The sequence below is a fragment of the Hansschlegelia plantiphila genome (assembly GCF_027922265.1).
Lineage (GTDB): Bacteria > Pseudomonadota > Alphaproteobacteria > Rhizobiales > Methylopilaceae > Methylopila > Methylopila plantiphila.
In genome coordinates, this window is record NZ_BSFI01000007.1 from 622,023 (window position 1) to 637,296 (window position 15,274).

Consider the following 15,274-nt stretch of genomic DNA (forward strand, 5'->3'; position numbering starts at 1 on the left):
ATGAGCGTCGTCTCGAACCCAGCCGTCCACCGCGCGGTCTGGCGCTGGCATTTCTACGCCGGGCTGGTCGTGGCGCCGTTCATGCTGATCCTCAGCGTGACGGGCGCGATCTATCTCTTCAACGATGAGATCAACGACGTGCTTTACGCGCACGAGCGCATCGTTCCGGTCCATGAGACGTCCGAGCCGCTCAGCCGGATCGTCGCGGCCGCCGAGGCCCATGTTCCCGGCGGCAGGGCGACCCGCATCGACACGTGGTCCGCGTCCGACCGGAGCGCCCAGGTCTTCGTGACCCCGAAGGACGGCGCGCCGCTCCGGGTGTTCGTCGATCCGGGGACGGCGAAGGTCCTCGGCTCGTACGTGTACGAGCGCACGCTCGTCGGCTTCGCCGACCGCGCGCATGGCTCGCTGATGCTTGGCGTCGTCGGGGACGGGATCGTAGAGCTCGCCGCCTGCTGGGGCGTCGTGCTAATGGTGACCGGCCTCTTCCTGTGGTGGCCGCGCGGCGCCCGCGGCGTAGCCGACGCGCTCAAGCCCCGTCTTCGGGCGACCGGCCGCCCGTTCTGGAAGAGCCTCCATTCGGCGACGGGCGCGTGGACGGCTGTCCTCATCCTGTTCCTGATCCTCACGGGCCTCCCCTGGGCGAACGTCTGGGGGTCGCTGCTCAAGGGGGGAATCGAATTCGCCGGCGTGGGCTATCCGCAGAGCCACCGCGGACATGGCTCGACCCCCGTTCCGACGGTGAAACAGGCGATCGGCGAGGCGCCGTGGACCCTCGAGGACGCGCCGGCGCCGACCTCGGGCGAACACGCGGGCCACCACGCCGGCCATCAAAGCGCGGCTGGGGAGGCCGCGCCGATCGGGATCGACCGCGCGGCGGAGGTCCTCGCCGAGGCCGGGATGGCGCATCCCTACCGGCTGTCATTGCCAGAGGGCCCCACGGGGGTCTTCACCGCCTACACCTATCCGGACAAGCCGGAGGGACAGCGGACGATCTATGTCGATCAATATTCCGCACGCATCGTCGACGACGTCGGGTTCGGCGATTACGGCTGGGCGGCGAAAGCCGTGGAGCTCGGCGTGCAGCTCCACATGGGAAATTATTTCGGCCGCATGAACCAGGCGGTCATGCTGTTCGCCTGTTTCGGCGTCGCGGCCCTCTCCATCACCGGGCCGATCATGTGGTGGCGCAGACGGCCCAAGGGGCGACTCGGCGCGCCGAGGGCGATCGAACCCGCCCGCATGCGCAGCGTGGCGCTGATCACGCTGGGGCTCGGCGTCCTGTTCCCCCTTGCGGGCGCGTCCTTGCTTCTCGCGCTGGCGGCTGATCGATGGATCTGGCCGCTGTTCGCCCGGCCGGAGGCGGCGCGCGCGTGAGGCGGATGTCGTCGGACGCCAGTCAGTTCCGGCCGCGCGAGGGCCGGGTGCCGACGTAGAGCGCGCCGGCTGCGATCAGCGCGAGGCTTGCGCCGATCGCTATGGGCGGCGCCCCCGAGACGCTGACGATGACGACGGACAGCGCCATGCCGCCGAAGGCCAGCAGCTTGGCCCGGACCGGAATCGCGCCGTCGCGCCGCCATGCGACGACCGTCGGCCCAAGGCGAGGATGGTCGAGCAGCCAGCTCTCGAGCCGGGGCGAGCTGCGCGCGAAGCAGGCCGCCGCCATGATCAGGAACACCGTTCCCGGCATCACAGGGAGGATCAGACCGACGATCCCGACGCCGACGAGGACGACGCCGGCGGCGACCCAGAGAAGGCGCATAGGAGCGACGCCGCGCGCCGGTTCCTTCCCGCGACCATTCGTTGAGTCCCTCACGTCGGTTGCAGCCCCATATCGCCTCGCCGCATCTTCGCCCCAGATGATATGCGCTATCGTGCAATGCGGCGCCCGGTCGGCGCCGACTGCGATGATCGAGGGCGACCCGGCGCGATGAAGCAACCTCTCCAGGCCGCTCTTGGCCCTCTCGGCGAGCCCGGGCCCCCTCCCAAGCCGCGGGGAATGGCGCGGCTGCGCACCTATTTCCTCACCGGCCTCGTGGTCGCCGGTCCGGTCGCGATCACGATCTGGCTCACGATGTGGCTGATCAACCTCATCGACGGCTGGGTCAAGCCGTTGATTCCGCCGGCCTGGAACCCGAACAGCTATCTGCCCGTAGCGGTGCCCGGCGTCGGCGTGCTCGCCGCGGTCCTGGGGCTCACCATCCTCGGGTTCCTCGCGGCGAATCTCGTCGGCCGTTCGGTCGTCCAGACCGGCGAGCAGGTGCTCGATCGGATGCCGATCGTCCGCAGCCTCTACAAGGGCGTGAAGCAGATTTTCGAAACGGTGTTCAAGCAGGACGGCACGAGCTTCCGCCGCGTCGGCCTGATCGAGTGGCCGGGACCGGGCATGTGGTCGCTCTGCTTCATCACCGAACCCGCCCGCGGCGCGCTGGCCGCCGGCCTGCCGGGGCCGGGCCACATCTGCCTGTTCGTGCCGTGCACGCCGAATCCGACGACCGGCTATCTGGTGATGATGGAGGCCTCGAAGGTGACGGAAATCGGAGTCACCACCGACGAAGCGTTCAAGCTGATCATGTCGATGGGGATCATTCAGCCTCCCGAGATTGCGGCCGCGCCGGAGACGCCGCAGCTGCCGTCCGACGGTCGCCCCGCCTCGCCGGTAGCCGCGGAGTGAATTGAGCCATACTGCGGCGCAATGCGGTCATGCTGCATTGCGATACCTCCCGGTCTCGAACTTGCGAGAGGATGTTCGTGCATTCGAACAGGAGCGTGGCCAATGGGCGTGGCGGAACTCATCGTCGCGATCTGTCTGCAGGCGGAGCCGGGCGCCTGCCGTGTCTTCCACCGCAACAGTCCCTCGGCGCTCAACGGCTGTGCGCTGGTGGAGGAGGCTAGCGAAACCCTCGCGGTCGAGCCCGGCTGGTATCTCGCCCGCTGGAGCTGCCGCTGGCGTCGCTAACCCGCCCTCAGCAGCCGCACGGCCGCGTCGCGCTCGAACAGATGCAGCAGCAGGCGCAGCGCCTCGCCGCGCGGCGTCGAGAGGGTCGGGTCGCGGGACAGGATCAGCGCGGCGTCGGCGTGCGCCGTCCTGACCAACTCGCCATGCGCCTCGATCCGCGCCAGCCGGAAAACCGCGGCGCCGCTTTGCCTTGAGCCCAGAACCTCGCCTTCTCCGCGAAGCTCGAGGTCCTTCTCCGCGATGATGAAGCCGTCCTCCGTGTCGCGCAGCGTCTCGAGCCGCGCTCTGGCGGTCTCGCCGAGCGGACCCTTCCACAGCAGCAGGCAGGTCGATCGCCCGGCGCCTCGCCCGACGCGACCACGCAGCTGATGGAGCTGGGCGAGGCCGAAACGCTCGGCGTGCTCGATCACCATGATGGTCGCTTCCGGCACGTTGACGCCGACCTCGATCACTGTGGTCGCGACCAGCACCGGCGTTTCGCCCGAGACGAAACGCTCCACCGCGGCGTCCTTCTCCGCGCCCTTCATCCGGCCGTGGACCAGCCCGACCTTGCCGGGAAACGCTTCCTCCAGCGCTGCGAACCGATCCTCCGCCGCCGCCACGTCGAGCGTCTCCGACTGCTCGACCAAAGGGCAGACCCAGTAGACCCGCGCGCCGCTCGCCATCGCGCGGCCGATCGCGCCGATGGTCTCGTCGAGCCGGTCGAGGCTCACCAGGCGGGTGTCGATCGGCGCGCGTCCCGGCGGCTTTTCGTCGAGGGCGGAATGGTCCATGTCGCCGAAGGCCGTCAGCACCAGGGTGCGCGGGATCGGCGTCGCGGTCATCACCAGCACATCCACGGCGGCGCCCTTCGAGGCCAGCGCCAGCCGCTGGCGGACGCCGAACTTGTGCTGCTCATCGACGACGGCGAGCGCGAGGTCCCGGAAGACGACGTCGTCCTGAAACAGCGCGTGGGTGCCGACCAGAAGATCGATCTCACCGGCCGCCAGTCGCTGCAGCGCCGCAGTGCGCTCGCGGCCCTTCTCCCGGCCGGTCAGGATCGCGACGCGCATCCCCGCCGCTTCCGCCAGCGGCTCGAGCGTCGCGAGGTGCTGGCGGGCGAGGATCTCGGTGGGCGCCATGATCGCCGCCTGCCGGCCGGCCTCGACGACGGTCGCGGCGGCGAGCAGCGCGACCACGGTCTTGCCCGAGCCGACGTCTCCCTGCAGCAGGCGGAGCATGCGCGTCGGCGCGGCGAGGTCGGTTCGGATCGCCTCGACAGCGCGGGCTTGCGCGCCCGTCAGCGCGAAGGGCAGGGCGGCCCCTATCGCCCGTGACATACGCCCGTCGCCGACCGAGCTACGCCCGCTGCCGCGCCGCATATGTGCGCGCACCAGCTGCAGCGCGAGCTGGTTCGCCAGCAGCTCGTCATAGGCGAGGCGCGTGAGCGCAGGGCCTTCGGGCGCGACCTCCTGCGGCGTGTTCGGGCGATGCAGGGCGTTGAGGGAGGCGGCGAAACCCGCGAAGCCGCGCTGAGCCAGGAACGCCTCGTCCTGCCATTCCGGGAGCTCCGGCAGGCGGTCGAGCGCGGCGCGGGCGAGCTTCGCGATGAGGCCATGCGTCAGCCCCTCGACCAGCGGGTAGGTCGGCTCGACCGGCGGCAGCTTGGCGAGGCCCTCTGCGTCGAGGACGTGCGAGGGATGCACGATCTGGAACGAGCCGTCGAAGACCTCGGGCGCGCCTGACACCCAGCGCTTCTCGCCGACAGGAAGCAGCCGCTCGAGATAGGGGCCGTGGGCCTTGAAAAAGACCAGCGAGATCGCCCCGGTCTCGTCGGCCACGACGATCCTGTAGGGTCCGCGCGCGCTTCGGGGCGGCTGGTGACGCTCGACCTCGACCTCCACCGTCGCGATCTCCCCGGCGATGAGATCGGCGATCTTCGGCCGCGCCCGCCGGTCGATCGCGCCGGTCGGCGCGTGCAGCAGCAGGTCGATCACCCGCGGTTCGCCGCCGGTCGGCGAGGGGCCAAGCAGCCGGCCGAGCGCTTTCGCGACCTTCGGGCCGACGCCGGGCAGGGCGGTCGCTTCGGCGAACAGGGGATCGAGGCGGGAGTCGCGCATCGGCCTCTTTGGAGCGGAGGCCGCGCGCCAGCGCAAGAGCTGTGGCTGACATGCGCGCTCTGGGCTGGTACGGAACGGGCGAAATCCTGATATCAGCGGGCTCATGACCGGAACGACCAGAACCGCCGCGGGGCTCGACCCCGGCCGGCGCCGAGCGCTCTACCGCTCCTGGCGGCGGGGAACCCGCGAGATGGACCTGCTGATGGGCCGTTTCGCCGACGCCGAGATCGACAGCTTCGACGACGCCGAGTTCGCCGACTTCGAGGCGCTGATCGAGGCGCCCGACCGCGACCTGTTCGCGTGGATCGCCGAGAGGGAGCCCGTTCCCTCGAACTACGACACGGAAATCTTTCGTCGCCTCAAGGCGTTCCACGAGGCTTTTCCCACGACGGATCACATTGGCTGACGCGTCGTCGTGTCCCGCCTGGATACGGCCGAACGGATCCTTTCTGAACGCCCGCCGTGACCGTGTTTCGGCTCAAGGTCGGGATGGCGCCCCGGCGCTTCACATCGCAAGATCGACATGACCCTCAAGCTCGACGCCCTTCTCGACGACAAGCCCGCCACCGTCGGCAATGTGCCGGACGGCTTCGACGCGCTGATCGTCGGCGACCTCGCCCGCGCGCTGTCCGGCCGGCGCCATGACGCCGCGGGCGTGGTGCATATCGCGCGCGACGGCCAGCGGCTGGCGGCGGTCGAGCGCGCGCTCGCCTTCATGGCGCCGGACGTCGAGCGGCTGGTGTTTCCGGGCTGGGACTGCCAGCCCTATGACCGCGTCTCGCCGAACGCCGCGATCATCGCCCAGCGGACCACGACGCTCGCCCGGCTTGCGGTCTCCCGCGGCGGCGAGAAGCCGCGCGTGGTGCTGACCACGGTGAACGCTGCGCTCCAGAGGGTCGCGACGCCCCAGAACGTCGCGCGCCAGAGCTTTTCGGCCGCTCCCGGCAACGTCGTCGACCTCAAGCAGCTCACCGAATGGCTGGAGATCAACGGCTTCATGCGGTCCTCGACGGTGCGCGACTACGGCGAATACGCCGTGCGCGGCGGCATCGTCGACCTGTTTCCGGCCGGTCACGCCGAGCCGATCCGGCTCGACTTCTTCGGCGACACGCTTGAGTCCATTCGTCCGTTCGACCCGGAGACCCAGCGATCCACCGGCCAGCTTCGGGCGCTCGACCTCGTGCCGATGAGCGAGGTCCAGCTGACCTCCGACACCATTCGTCGCTTCCGCCAGTCCTACGCCGCGACCTTCGGCGCGCCGAACCGCGACGACCAGCTCTATGCGGCGGTGAGCGAGGGCCGGCGCTATCCCGGCATGGAGCACTGGCTGCCGCTGTTCCACGACGGGCTCGCCACCCTGTTCGACCACCTGCCTGACGCGCGCTACGTGCTCGATCCGCTGGCGGAGGACGCCGCCGGCGAGCGGCTGGCGCTGATCGCGGACTACTACGACGCCCGCGTCGAGAACCGGAAGCACGACAAGACCGGCGGCGCCTACAAGCCGTTGAAGCCGGACGCGCTCTACCTGTCGCCCGACGAATGGAGGGAGCGGCTCGGGTCGGCGTCGCCGATCCGGCTGAGCCCTTTCGGTCTGCCGGAGAACAAAGCCGCCCGCGTGATGGACGCCGGCGCCCGCGGCGGCCGGACCTTTGCGGCGGAGCGGGCGGACGAAGGCGCCAACGTGTTCGACGCCGTCGTCGCGCATATCCGCGTGACGCGGGAGGACGGCAAGCGCGTGCTCGTCGCCGCCTGGAGCGACGGCGCGCGCGATCGTCTCCAGACCGTGCTGAACGATCACGGCCTCGTCGCCACCCGGACCGTTCAGAGCTGGCGCGACGCCATGGCGGCGCCGGCTGAGGCCGTGACGCTCGGCGTGCTCGGGATCGAGCAGGGCTTCGAGACCGACGACGTCGCCGTCATCGCAGAGCAGGACATCCTCGGCGACAGGCTGGTGCGTGGAAAGGCCAAGCGTCGCCGCCCGCAGGATTATCTCACCGAAGCCGCCGGCCTCGCGCCGGGCGATCTCGTCGTTCATGTCGACCACGGCATCGGCCGCTTCGTCGGGCTCAAGACCATCGAGGCCGCCGGCGCGCCCCATGACTGCGTCGAGTTGCACTACGCCGACAAGGCGAAGCTTTTCCTCCCCGTCGAGAACATCGAGCTGCTGACACGCTACGGTTCGGAGGAGACCGAGGCGCAGCTCGACCGGCTCGGCGGCTCGGGCTGGCAGGGCCGGAAGGCGCGGCTGAAGAACCGCATCCGCGAGATGGCGGGCGAACTCATCAAGATCGCCGCCGCCCGGATGACGAAGGAGGCGCCGCGCGCGGTTCCTCCGGAGGGACTCTATGACGAGTTCGCCGCGCGCTTCCCCTATGACGAGACCGAGGACCAGCAGGCTGCGATCGACGCCGTGCTGGACGACCTTGCGGCTGGTCGCCCGATGGATCGGCTGATCTGCGGCGACGTCGGCTTCGGCAAGACCGAGGTCGCGCTGCGCGCCGCCTTCGTTATGGCGATGAGCGGCCGGCAGGTCGCGGTCGTGGTGCCGACCACCCTGCTCGCACGCCAGCACTACAGGACGTTCGCGGAGCGCTTCCGCGGGCTTCCGCTGAAGGTCGCCCAGGCCTCGCGCTTCGTCGGAACGAAGGAGACCAACGAGACCAAGAAGGGCCTCGCCAGCGGCGACGTCGACATCGTCGTCGGCACCCATGCGCTGCTCGGCAAGTCGATCGCCTTCAAGGACCTCGGCCTCGTCATCGTCGACGAGGAGCAGCACTTCGGCGTCGGCCACAAGGAGAAGATGAAGCAGCTGCGGGCCGAGGTGCACGTGCTCACCCTCTCCGCGACGCCGATCCCGCGCACGCTGCAGCTTGCGATGACGGGGGTGCGCGAGCTCTCGATGATCGCGACGCCGCCCGTCGACCGGCTCGCGGTGCGGAGCTTCATCGCGCCGTTCGACCCGTTGATCGTGCGTGAGGCGCTGCTGCGCGAGCGCTACCGCTCCGGCCAGTCGTTCTTCGTCTGCCCGCGCATCGAGGACATCGCGGACGCGCAGGCGTTCCTCGCGTCCGAGGTGCCGGAGGTGAAGGTCGCCGTCGCCCACGGGCAGATGGCGGCCGGCGACCTCGAGAAGGTGATGACGGACTTCTACGAGGGCCGCTTCGACGTGCTGCTGTCGACCGCGATCGTGGAGTCGGGCCTCGACATCCCGAACGCCAACACGCTCGTGGTCTACCGAGCCGACATGTTCGGCCTCGCCGCGCTCTATCAGCTCCGCGGCCGGGTGGGCCGCGCCAAGACCCGCGCCTACGCGCTGTTCACGGTGCCCGCCAACAAGACGCCGACCGCGAACGCCGAGCGCAGGCTCAAGGTGCTGCAGTCGCTCGAAGGTCTCGGCGCAGGCTTCCAGCTGGCGTCGCATGATCTCGACATCCGCGGCGCCGGCAATCTGCTCGGCGAGGAGCAGTCCGGGCACATCCGCGAGGTCGGCTACGAGCTCTATCAGCAGATGCTGGCCGACGCGGTCGAGTCGCTGAAGGAAGGCGGGGCCGAAGTCGTCTCCGACCAGTGGTCGCCCCAGATCACTCTCGGGGCGCCGGTGATGATCCCGGAGGACTACGTCGGCGACCTCGGCGTCCGCCTGTCTCTCTACCGCCGGCTCGCCGAGATCGACACCGACGAGGCGCTGGACTCGTTCGCCGCCGAACTCGCCGACCGCTTCGGCCCTCTGCCGAGCGAAGTGAAGCAGCTCCTGGAGATCGCCGCGATCAAGGCGCTCTGCCGCCGCGCCAACGTCGAGAAGATCGACGCCGGCCCGAAGGGCGTGGTGCTCGCCTTCCGCGACAACTCCTTCGCCAACCCCGACGGGCTGGTGCGGCACATCGCAATCGAGGAAGGCCCGAACGCCAAGGTCCGGCCGGACATGAAGATCGTTTTCCGCCGGGAATGGGCGACGGTCTCAGCCCGCCTCAAGGGCGCCGCCAAGCTGCTGCGCGATCTGGTGAAGATCGCCGAGGCGGTAAAGAAGGCGGCCTGACGCCATGGCGACCGAAGATTCCATCCGGTTCATCCTTACCCACATCCCGTCGCTGACGTTCTGCGCGGCTCTGCTGATCGCCTCCATCCACGACCGGACGACCCCGGCGGCTTCCCGCTATCTCTCCTGGATCCTGCTTCTGGCCGTCGGCGTGGACGGGCTCTGGGCCGGGCTCTTCCACGTGTTCGCGCCGGAAACCGCGGCCCGTTTCATCGGCTGGCAGGTGAGTCCGTTCCAGTATGAGGTCGGCGTCGCCGACATCGCGCTGGGGGCGGTGGCGGTGGCTTCGTTCTGGCGCCCGCTCGACTTCAAGGCTGCGGTCGTCGGCTACGCCGCGATCTTCTATGCGGGCGTCGCGATCGGCCATGTCAGGCAGATGATCGAGGCGGACGACTTCGCGCCGGGCAACGCCGGACTGTTGCTCGCACTGACCGTGCTGCGGGTCGCGGTCCTGGTCGGTCTTCTCGTCGCCGCGCGAAGAAGCGAGCGGAGCAGGGCGTAGCGGGGCGTTACTCCTCGACCTCGTCCTCGTCGCCCATCGCCCGGTCGATCGCTTCGAGCAGCACCTCCGGCGGGTGTGCGCCCATCACCACGAGCTTGCCCGCGAAGATGAAGCACGGCACGCCTTCGACCCCCATCGCGCGGGCCTGGGCGACCTCCTCACGGACCTCCTCGGCGTCTTCGTCGGTGTCCAGCCGGTCTCGCAGCGTCTCCCAGTCGAGACCGGTCTCCTCGGCGGCGCCTGCGATGACGTCGCGGTCGGAGATGTCCTCGCCATTGGTGAAATAGCCTTCGAACAGGCGCTCAATGAGCGCGCCCTGCGCGGTCGGCCCTTCCTCCGCCGCCCAGCGGATGGCGCGGTGGGCGTCGAGCGAGTTCGGCGCGCGCTCGATGTCGGCGAACAGCAACGCGACGCCCTCGTCACGACCGATCGCGGCCAATTGGTCATGGGTCGCGCGCACCCGCGCGACGTCGTCGAACTTGCTCTCGAGATACTCCGCGCGATCCAGCCCTTCCGGCGGGATCGATGGGTCGAGCTGGTAAGGGCGCCAGCGGATCGCAGCTTCGATGTCCGGGCGCGCCGCGAGCGCCGCCTCCAGCCGCCGTTTGCCGATCCAGCACCAGGGGCACACGGGATCCGCGAAGACGTCGATCTGGAGGGTCACGGACATCGGAATGCTGCCTGATTGAGAACGGTCAGGCGGCAGATATGGGCGCGTCGCGCGTCTGGCGAAACCCCGGACGCCCCTCAGGCCGTTCGGCGCGACGGTTCGGCGCGGACGATCGCCGGCGCGAGCGCCGGCCCGAAGCCGGCCGCTTCGAGGATGGTCGCCGCCTGTTCGGCGCTGAACGGCTTCGAGTCCTCGGAGAGCGTGAGCGCCAGGCGGGAGCCGAACAGCGCATCGTCCTCGATCTCGAGCCCGCCCGGCAATCCCGTCGCCATGGCGGCGGCGAGCGTCTCGGCGGAGGAGACCGCGAGGCCGCCGATCTGGGCCACGCCGCGTCGGCGCCCCCCGAGCGTGGCGCGCCCAGCGACGCGGTCGGCGATGCCGGCGAGCCCGGTTTCGATATAGCCGTCGGCCGCGAAGGGCAGGGCGGGAGCGCCCGGCGCCGCCGGGAACGCCGCCTGGGGACACGCGGGCCCGCGCACGAACAGCCGCCCGTCCTGCAGGACGCGGAGGTCGATCAGCGCGTCGAGCCCTTCGGGCGCGTGGCGGCCGAGCGGCAGCGCCGCATGGCGGTGCTCGGAGGGGCGGGCGGCGGCGAACACGCCGAGCTCCCCGATCATGATCGCGTCGACCACGATCGCGCCGTCAAGGTTGAACGACTTCGCCGCTCCGCCGCCGTCGGGCGCGCGCCAGACCGCAATCACGGCTTCCGGCGTCGTTTCGCCGAGGGCGCCGTCGGCGATGAGACGGTCAGCCGCCCGTCCCGGCAGCGCGATATGGGTCGCTCCGAGACCCTCCGCGGCGGCGGCGAAGGCGGCGGTCGTCGACGGCTGGTGGAAACACGCGACGGCCCCCGTGGTGAGCCACGGAGCGAGGCCAGTGGCGAGCCCGGCGAGCCCGCCGAGGTCCAGCGTCGAGAGCAACTTGCTGCGGTCTGTCAGCTGCGCTGCGAGGAGCGGCGTCAGGCAGGCGGCCACGAGGTCGTTGTGGCTCCGCGGCGCCGGGGCGCCGCCGGCCTCGAAGGTGATGATCGCGATATGATCGGCGGCGTCGTCCGGGCGTTCGGCCAATGGAGAACCGCCGGCTTCCAGAGTCAGCGCCTCGTCGAGCGGCGTCGCGCCGTCCGGAGATGCGTCGCCGAAGCTGCCGACGAAGCGCAGCGTATCCAGTCCGGCCGCAATCTCGCAGGCGATCTCGGCGAGCGCCGCGCCGCCGGCCTCGGTCGCCGCCACGACCGCGGCGGCGCCGACGGTCGCAAGCGCGCGCGCCGTCTCGCGGCGGCGCCATGCGATCGGCAGCATCGCCGGGATCAGCCCCGCGCGCCACAGCGCGAGGCAGGTGAGCGCTCCTTCGAACCGCGAGCCGAGCTGGACTCCGACCACGGCGTCCTCGCCGAGCCGCCAGTGGGAGAACACCTCCGCCAGCGCCGAGACCGCCCGGTCGACCTCCCGCCAGGCGCCGTCGAAGGGCAGGGCGGGATCGAACAACGCCGGTTCGTCCGGCCGTCGCCGGGCGTTAAGCGCAAGCACGTCGTCCAGCTTGGCGCCGCCGGCGACCGGGTTCGGCATCGGGTCATGGGCGAAAGGTTCGAGGCGCATCGTTGTTCCTCGGTCAGCCGGCGGACGATGGCGCGCGCCACCAGGTCTCGAGCGCGGGGCCATAGAGCGGCGTGGTCTCTGGCCGCTCGACCGTCTTCCAGCGCGCGATCCATTGCTCCTTCACGTGGAACAGCGGCACGACGTAGAACCCGGACAGCAGGACGCGGTCGAGCGCCCGGACCGCGGAGACGAAGTCGGGCCGTTCCCGGGCCACGAGCAGCGCCGCGATCATCGCGTCGACCGCCGGCTGCTTGACGCCCATGTAGTTGCGCTCGCCCGGCGTGTCGGCCGCGGCGACGCTCCAGTATTTCTTCTGCTCGGCGCCGGGCGAGAGCGACGAGACCCAGTTGTAGAGGATCATGTCGAAATCGTAGGTCTGCATCCGCCTGAAGGCCTGGATGGAGTCCGCGAGCCTCACCGTCGCGCGTATGCCGGCCCGCTCGAGTCCTCGGACGTAAGCGAGCGACAGCCGCTCCTGCTCCTTGGTCGAAACCATGATCTCGAAGCGCATCGGCTCGCCGTCCGCGTCGCGCCGAAGCTCGCCGTTCTTCGCCGACCAGCCCGCGGCGGAGAGCAGATCAAGCGCCTGACGAAGCTTCTCGCGGTCCCGGCCCGTGCCGTCAGTCCGGGAGGCGCTCCAGCGACCCTCCAGAATGTCGTCGCGCACGACGCCGGGGAAGGGGGCGAGCAACTCCCGCTCCCGCGCATCGGCCGGCCGGCCCTGCGAGGACAGCTCCGAGCCTTCGTAATAGCTCTGCGTCCGGAGCGTCGCGCTGGCGAACATGTTCCGGTCGACCCATTCATAGTCGAACAGGAATCCCAGCGCCTCGCGCACCCGAACGTCGGAGAACACCGGCTTTCGGGTGTTGAACACGAAGGCGTTCATGCCCCACGGCAGCCCCGACTTGAAGCTTTCGAGCAGGATGTCGCCGCGGCGCACCGCGGGCGTGTCGTAGCCGGAGGTCCAGCGCGTCGCGTCGCCCTCGGGCCGCACGTCGATCAGGCCCTTCTTGAAGGCCTCGAACATGGCGTTGCCGTCGCGGTAGTAGTCGTAGCGGATCTCGTCGAAATTGTTCAGGCCGCGGTTCACCGGCAGGCCCGCGGCCCAGTAGTCGGGGTCGCGCCTGAAGGTGACGGACCGGCCCGGCTCGACGGCGCTGATGACATAAGGCCCTGTGCCGACCAGCGGCTTGAAGGTGGTCTCCTCGAACGACGCGACGTCCGTCGCGTGCGCCGCGAGCACCGGCATCAGGCCGAGGATCATTGGAAGTTCGCGGTCCTCCGACCCCGAGAGGTCGAAGCGCACGGTGCGCTCATCCTCGACCGTCACGCCCTTCACCCGGCGGTAGTTCGACCGGAAGGTCGGGTGGCCATGATCGCGCAGCAGTTCGAACGTGAAGACCACGTCGTCCGGGGTCACCCGCTCGCCGTCCGAGAAACGCGCCCGCGGATCGAGATGGAAGACGATGAAGTCGCGCTCGTCGGGAAGTCCGACCGTCTCCGCGACAAGGCCATAAAGCGAGAACGGCTCGTCGTAACTGCGCGCCAGCAGGCTCTCATAGACAAAGCCCCGGAGCCCCTGCGCCTGCGCGCCCTTGTAGGCGTAGGGATTCAGTGTGTCGAAGCCGCCGAGCCAGCCATAAACGAGTCGGCCGCCTTTCGGCGCGTCGGCGCGGACGTAAGGCAGCTTGTCGAAGCCGGGTTTGAGCGCAGGCACGCCATGCATCGCGACGCCGTGAAGGAGGGGCAGGCCCTCCTCGGATGCGGCGGACTGGGGCAGGGCGAGGGCGAGCGCAAGCGCCGGGGCGGCGCGAAGGACGCCCCGCCTGTCGATCTCCGGTCCGTCAGGTCGCCAGGTCGCCATGGGCGCAAGCTCGCAAGCGAAGTTCACGATTCGCCATTCGTTTGGAAAAGGTTACCACAGCGACGCGGCCCGCCGTGGTCGGCCGGCGCGTCCCCGGCCGCCGGCGGCGTTTTCACGCTGCGGATTTCGTCACTCTGTCGCCGTAATTCCTCGACAGACAGCCGGTCTTCGCTTACGCACCGCCCGGCCCCTCGGAGACGAGTTTCGGTATCCGAACGGCGCTAAGCGTGGGGGGCGTGGCCAAACCGGTCGTCCCGACCGACAGGAAGGAACGTCGTATGGAATTGGGTAAGTTCGCGCGCCTCGCCGTGCTCTCCGTCGCACTTGGCGCTGTCGCAGGGCCCGCTTACGCTCAGGACAAGCCCGCCGCTCCCGCGCCGGACGCCGCCGCTCCGGCCGGTCCCGGCCCGATGCCGGCCACCCCGCCTGCGCCGCCGCAGCCGAACTGGGTGAAGATCTGCAACACCGATCCGACCGCGAAGAAGGAGGTCTGCCTGACCTCGCGCGACCTCCGCGCCGAGACCGGCCAGACCGTCGCCTCCATCGCGGTCCGCACGATTTCGGGCGAGCCCAAGAAGTTCCTGCTCGCCGCCGTCCCGCCTGGTCTGCTGCTGCAGCCGGGCGTCCGCGTCGCCGTCGACCAGAACGCGCCCGCCAACGGCAAGTACTCGATCTGCTTCCCGAACGCCTGCTACGCCGAGCTCGAGATCAGCGACGCCTTCTTTAAGAACCTGCAGAAGGGCACCAACCTCATCGTGCAGGCGATGAACCAGCAGGCCAAGACGCTGAACTTCCCGGTCAGCCTCGCCGGCTTCTCGAAGGCCTATGACGGTCCGGCCGCGGACCCGAAGGCGATCGAGGAGTACAAGAAGGAAATGAACGAGGGCATGAACCGGCTCGCCCAGGAACGCCGCGACAAGCTCCAGGGCCCGGCGTCCGCCTCTCCTCCGACCGACGGCGGCCCCGCGGTGGGCGACAAGGCTCCGGTCAAGGGCCAGTGATCGACGCGGTCCTAAAGGACTGAAAGCAAAACGCCCGGGCCAAGCCCGGGCGTTTTCGTTTGCGGGGTAGCGCTGACGCAGGGACGTCGATCGCCGCTGCGCCGGACGGCGTGTGAGGGGTCAGTTCATCATCGTGCGGCGATAGCGGTACGAGCCGTCGTCGGCGCGGTCGAACATGGCGTCGATCTGCGGATGGCGGACCGGCTCTCCGCTCGTGTCGCGCACGAGGTTCTGCTCGGAAACGTAGGCGACGTACTGCGAATCCGAGTTCTCGGCGAGCAGATGGTAGAATGGCTGGTCACGCTCCGGGCGCACCTCGCTCGGGATCGACTCCCACCAGTCCTCGGTGTTCGCGAAGGTCGGGTCGACGTCATAGACCACGCCGCGGAACGGGTGCAGCCGGTGGCGCACCACGTCTCCGATCGTGAATTTCGCGTCGCGGCGTCTCGGGGCGAACATGTCGCTTCGGTCCAGCTTTCCGGGACGCGGGAGATGATATGAGCCGCGGGCGCGCGTCAACAACCGAGCGGCCCCGGCCGGTTGCAAAG

The 15,274-nt window shown here is 69.7% G+C and carries 13 protein-coding genes; 7 read left to right on the forward strand and 6 right to left on the reverse strand.

Annotated elements, in window-relative coordinates; all coding sequences use genetic code 11:
- Window positions 1–1,377 carry a PepSY-associated TM helix domain-containing protein gene (locus PKE75_RS09330; protein WP_271168436.1) on the forward strand — a complete coding sequence of 459 codons (1,377 nt, stop codon included), beginning with the start codon at window positions 1–3 and terminating at the stop codon, window positions 1,375–1,377.
- 22 nt (window positions 1,378–1,399) lie between these two features.
- Here the strand turns inward: PKE75_RS09330 and PKE75_RS09335 are convergent, their stop codons facing one another.
- Entirely contained in the window at window positions 1,400–1,762 is a 363-nt protein-coding gene (locus tag PKE75_RS09335; RefSeq protein WP_271168437.1) for a YbaN family protein, read from the reverse strand.
- Between the two features lie 168 nt (window positions 1,763–1,930).
- Here PKE75_RS09335 and PKE75_RS09340 point away from each other — a divergent pair, with 168 nt between their 5' ends.
- Both PKE75_RS09340 and PKE75_RS09345 read left to right on the forward strand, forming a co-directional pair.
- Window positions 1,931–2,674, forward strand: coding sequence for a DUF502 domain-containing protein (locus PKE75_RS09340; protein WP_271168438.1), 744 nt, complete (start codon window positions 1,931–1,933; stop codon window positions 2,672–2,674).
- A 102-nt stretch (window positions 2,675–2,776) separates the two neighbouring features.
- On the forward strand, window positions 2,777–2,959 hold the full coding sequence (locus tag PKE75_RS09345) for a hypothetical protein (protein ID WP_271168439.1): 183 nt from the start codon (window positions 2,777–2,779) through the stop codon (window positions 2,957–2,959).
- On the opposite strand, the gene recG is transcribed toward PKE75_RS09345, so the two are convergent.
- Entirely contained in the window at window positions 2,956–5,058 is a 2,103-nt protein-coding gene (recG, locus tag PKE75_RS09350) for an ATP-dependent DNA helicase RecG (RefSeq protein WP_271168440.1), read from the reverse strand. The two genes, PKE75_RS09345 and recG, sit on opposite strands and share 4 nt — an antisense overlap.
- 103 nt (window positions 5,059–5,161) lie before the next feature.
- Between recG and PKE75_RS09355 the strand changes: the two genes are divergently transcribed.
- From PKE75_RS09355 to PKE75_RS09365, 3 genes are all read left to right on the forward strand, one after another.
- The gene (locus PKE75_RS09355) at window positions 5,162–5,464 is read left to right on the forward strand and encodes an FAD assembly factor SdhE (protein WP_271168441.1); all 303 of its coding nucleotides are present in this window, start codon (window positions 5,162–5,164) and stop codon (window positions 5,462–5,464) included.
- Between the two features lie 117 nt (window positions 5,465–5,581).
- Complete coding sequence (gene mfd / locus PKE75_RS09360; RefSeq protein ID WP_271168442.1) at window positions 5,582–9,094, forward strand: transcription-repair coupling factor; 3,513 nt, start codon at window positions 5,582–5,584, stop codon at window positions 9,092–9,094.
- A 4-nt stretch (window positions 9,095–9,098) separates the two neighbouring features.
- Entirely contained in the window at window positions 9,099–9,596 is a 498-nt protein-coding gene (locus tag PKE75_RS09365) for a DUF6790 family protein (RefSeq protein WP_271168443.1), read from the forward strand.
- Window positions 9,597–9,603: 7 nt separating this feature from the next.
- Here PKE75_RS09365 and PKE75_RS09370 read toward each other — a convergent pair whose 3' ends face one another.
- The 3 genes from PKE75_RS09370 to PKE75_RS09380 form a co-directional block, all read right to left on the reverse strand.
- Window positions 9,604–10,266, reverse strand: a complete 663-nt coding sequence (locus PKE75_RS09370; protein WP_271168444.1) for a DsbA family oxidoreductase — start codon at window positions 10,264–10,266, stop codon at window positions 9,604–9,606.
- Between the two features lie 77 nt (window positions 10,267–10,343).
- Entirely contained in the window at window positions 10,344–11,861 is a 1,518-nt protein-coding gene (locus tag PKE75_RS09375; protein ID WP_271168445.1) for an AMP-binding protein, read from the reverse strand.
- Between the two features lie 13 nt (window positions 11,862–11,874).
- Entirely contained in the window at window positions 11,875–13,725 is a 1,851-nt protein-coding gene (locus PKE75_RS09380) for an extracellular solute-binding protein (RefSeq protein WP_271168446.1), read from the reverse strand.
- A gap of 278 nt (window positions 13,726–14,003) precedes the next feature.
- Here PKE75_RS09380 and PKE75_RS09385 point away from each other — a divergent pair, with 278 nt between their 5' ends.
- Complete coding sequence (locus PKE75_RS09385; protein ID WP_271168447.1) at window positions 14,004–14,726, forward strand: invasion associated locus B family protein; 723 nt, start codon at window positions 14,004–14,006, stop codon at window positions 14,724–14,726.
- A gap of 120 nt (window positions 14,727–14,846) precedes the next feature.
- Here PKE75_RS09385 and hspQ read toward each other — a convergent pair whose 3' ends face one another.
- Entirely contained in the window at window positions 14,847–15,185 is a 339-nt protein-coding gene (gene hspQ / locus PKE75_RS09390; protein ID WP_271168448.1) for a heat shock protein HspQ, read from the reverse strand.
- Window positions 15,186–15,274: the final 89 nt, after the last annotated feature.